Below are 4148 nucleotides of genomic sequence, written 5' to 3'. Positions count from 1 at the left end.
CTGAGAGTGGTCGGGATCTTTCACGACAGGAACGGCAACGGAAAGGTCGACGACGGCGAACCGGCGATCGAAGGTATAAACCTGCCGGTGGAAGCCAGCGAGAAGATCATCGTTCGTGTTATGGTGGAGAATAAGGGCAGCGTAATCTCCAACGGTTTCGTGAACATCGTTGGAGACGATATGATGGGAAACGTCGACGAGGACAACATCGCGATGATCGAGATAAAGGAAGGCGAAATTCTCGTCTTCGAGAAGACTCAGCTGAACGAAACGATACAACCCGGAGGCACTCAGCGGTTCACCTTAAGGGGAAAGAACCTTTCGGATTATTCTCTGGACACCGTAACCATAAGGGAATACATAGATTTCAACGGCTACAACGTCGAAGGCATAGCGGACCTTGACTCCATCGAGGCCAGCCTGCCGTACACGTCCGGCTATTTCGACGGCAAGGAATGGTCCTCGACTCGCCCGGGAAGCGATGAACTCGTGAAGGGCTTCGAATTGACTTTCTCGAACGTCCTTGCCGGTCAGGAGATAGTCGTCGTCTTCGATGTCTTCTTTCCGCCGACGGCCTCTCCTGGTGTAAGGATCAACTTCGCGGAGCTGCTTTACTCAAGAGCGGGCAGTTTCTGGGAGGGTCGGACCAACACCGTGGAGTTCACTATACCTGTTTCCACACTTCCCTTCCTCGGACCCCTCGGAAAACCTCAGGCGGCGGAAATGACCGAAGAGGACACGACGGTGAGCACCGTCACGGTGTACGGTGGCGATTCCGTCAATTTTCCGCACACGCTCAAGAACGGAGGAAACAGGAGCGGCGTGATGGATCTTGAGATCGAGAGCGCCAATTTCGATACTGAAGGATGGAACTTCGTATTCAAAAACACATCGGGCGAGCCGCTGGTCGACACCGACGGGAGCGGACTGGTCGATGCGGGATTGGTCGGGCCGGGAGAGGAGAGAGATATCGTTCTGGAGGTCTCTATCCCTTCGCAGGCGAGCGGTGACAACGCGGGGAAGAGTTTCAGGTTCATTCCGCGCACCGTCATGAACGGCCAGAGCAACAGAACTATCGACATCGTTCCATTCATATACGAGAGCGGCAAGTTGAGCCTCGAGAAGGCCGTGACCTCGGCCACGCTCCTTCTGCCGGGCGAGAGCGTGCGCTTCTCTATCATCGTGAAAAATGAATCCTCTAGGGCCAGCGGACCTGTTGTCATAACCGACGAGATTTCAAACATGCTCGAAGAGCCGTTCGATATCTCCGTCTCGAAGGAGGCAACTGTCACTTACGACGGCCTTTCCAGGATTTTGACAGTCGAAATCGATTCGATCGGTCCTTTCGAGAGCGTCGAGATCTCCTTCAGCTGCAAAACCTCTCTTTCCCTCGAAGAGGGAACGGTGGTGAAGAATGTGGCGAAGCTGTCGAGCGGCGCAATCGGCGAGACTTCTAACGATGTTTCGGTCAGGATCTTTCAGGGAAGACTCGAAGTGGTCAAATCGGCTTCGCCGTCGGTAGTCGAGCTCGGCTCGGAGATAACCTACACCGTCGAGGTTTTCAACCCGTCGTCGATAGCCACCGTGACCGAGCTTAGAATAGAGGATCGAATTCCCCCCGGAACCGTGTACGTCGAGTCCAGCGCGACGATAGACGGCGAACCGATCGAGCCGGTCGTAGAGGAGGATGTGCTTCGCTTCACCGGTTTGAAAGAGCTCGGACCGGGGAAGAAATTGACGCTCCTCTATCGCCTCAAATTGGTGGAGTACACCGGCGACTCCCTTCAAAACAGAGTCCTCGCCGCAGGAACCGTGCTGTCGGAAGAGTACAGCGCTTACGTGACCACCGCTCCTTCGATCGCAGATGTGAAGATTTTGAAACCCATGAACCTTGCCAGCGGAATATCCGGGAGGCTCTACGTCGACGAGAACGGCAACGGCTATTACGACGAAGACGATACCGCTCCCCTCCCGGTGAGGATTTTACTGCAGGACGGCTCCTTCGCCGTATCCGACGGGGAAGGCCTCTTCCATTTCGACAGGTTGAGTCCGGGAAGCCACGCGCTTAAGATAGATATAGACACCACTCCTTATAAACTGGCTTCCCTCCAGGACAGCCGCTCACTTAAGGACGGCCGCTCATACATACTAACGATACTGCCCGGTATGTACACGATCATAGACATACCGCTGGTCCACAGAGAGAAAACTATCGAAACGATCACGTTCAAAGAGCCTTCGACACTGAAAGGGCTTGAAGGTGCCTCCGCGATACTGTCGGCTTTCTATGAAGGCTATTCGGCAGGAGATTCAAGCGACGGTTACATAGTTTTTCCCGAGAACGGTCGGGATTTCACCGGCACCGACAGGATCACCGTCGAGGTGGCCGTCCCGCCGGAGAGCCTTTACAGGCTTTCGGTGAATGGTTCACAGATTCCCGACACACAGATCGGGCAGAAGGCCAACGACCTGGAGGGAAGATGGCTTTTCGCCAGGTATTTCAACGTGAAGCTGACGCCGGGAGCCAACATAATTCGCGTAGAGTGGCAGGATCTTACGGAAAAGGGCAGCGCCGAGGTGCAGGTGTATCTCTCGGGCGAACCAGTTGAGATAAGAGTCTCGTCCGAACCCAGGGTCCTGATCGCCGATGGAATCACGGAGGCCATCCTCACCATCTCGCTGGTTGACGAAAGGGGAATACCTGCATCGGTCGGTGGCACGGTGATAGTGGAAGGACTCGATCCCGACAGTGTGCTGGAGCCGGGAGAAAACTGGGATGGGAAGAGACTTAAACTGGAAAACGGAGTAGCGCGCATAAAGTTAAAGCCCTTTTTCAAAGCCGGCACGGTCGAGTTCACGGCAAGCTATGCTGAGCTTTCCAGAGAAGTCAGGCTCGAGTACCGCGTGGAATCGAGGCCGCCGATCGTAACCGGGTTAGGCCGGCTCCAGTACAATCTGCACTCGAAAAGCTTCGACTACGGCGGAGGCGTCTTCGGAAGGTTCAACCTGGGAGACGGACTGGTGACGCTCAGGCTGGGTGAAAAGGCTTCCGGAGATTACGACGCTTATGTGACCCACGGCGACGCCTCGACCTCTGGAACGCTTGCCCCTTCTTCCACGTGGTACTTCTTCAGGTACGAGGTCGGCCTCTTCAACCTCCAGCTGGGAGATTACATTTTCCAGAGCGAGGGTGGCCAGGGCTTCGCTTCACAGGGCACGGGGCTTTCGAGCGAATACAGCGGCGATAAGCTCTCTTACAGGCTTTTCCTCAATCCCTCTTACAGAGAGACCAGGAAGGAGGAGCTCAGGGGCCAGGGAGTCCGGGGGCCGTACTATCTGACCGGAGTACCCATCAAAAACAGCGAAACGGTATTTCTGGTCAGCCGCGACGGCGAAGGGGAAGAGCTCTCCAGGAAACTCATGAAGCGTGGAACGGATTACACTCTTTACACGAACGGCCTGCTCATATTCACCAGACCCGTCCCTTACTACGATATCGATCTGAACGAGATATTCATAGAGGCCACCTACTCCGTAGAATCCGACCTCCCGGGCGAAATCGACGTTATGGCCACCCTGTCGTACAGAGAAAATGGCTGGAAATACTCCTTCACGGGTCTCATGAAGGGTCTGCTAGAGGGTTACAGATTCGCTTCGATCGAATTATCGGCGCCGACCACCGCGTCGCTCCAGCCGGAGTTGAACGTCTATCTCTCTTCGAAGGACGGGGAGACAGGATACAGGGCGCAGGCCGCGTCAACCCTGAAAAACTCCTTCGTCAGCGGAAAGCTCGAGGTACATATCGACAGGCAATTCCTCTCTCCCAACAGCTCGAGTGTATCATCGGGCTGGGGAATCGGTCTAGAACTCGCGCCCGTCTTTCCAAAGGTCAGGTTGCTTTCCGGGTACAACTACGATGTGAAGAACGAACTCGGTACGCTTTCGGCCGAGCTCCTGACGGACGTGAAAACCGGCCGGGTTTTCACCGAGATTTCGCTCAAGGACACCCTGATACACCGCCAGGACGGTCTCGAGAACGAAGCGAGGTTCACGCTCAAACCGTCTTTTTCCGTAGAGAGAGTCAAAATCAACGGTGAAGTGTACGCCGGTTTGAAGGGTCTCTCGCCGATCGCGGGTCTTTCGCTGCG

At 55.3% G+C, this 4148-nt stretch carries 1 protein-coding gene; it reads left to right on the top strand.

Annotation, left to right across the window (positions count from 1 at the left end):
• Positions 1-4148: hypothetical protein (locus tag PKX57_RS11435; RefSeq protein ID WP_472417429.1), on the top strand; the 4148-nt coding region annotated here is incomplete at both ends.

Origin of the sequence: Mesotoga sp. (assembly GCF_035363035.1) — a bacterium.
GTDB lineage: Bacteria > Thermotogota > Thermotogae > Petrotogales > Kosmotogaceae > Mesotoga.
Note: the sequence above shows the minus strand (reverse complement) of the source record. Positions and strands in the feature narration are given on the sequence as shown.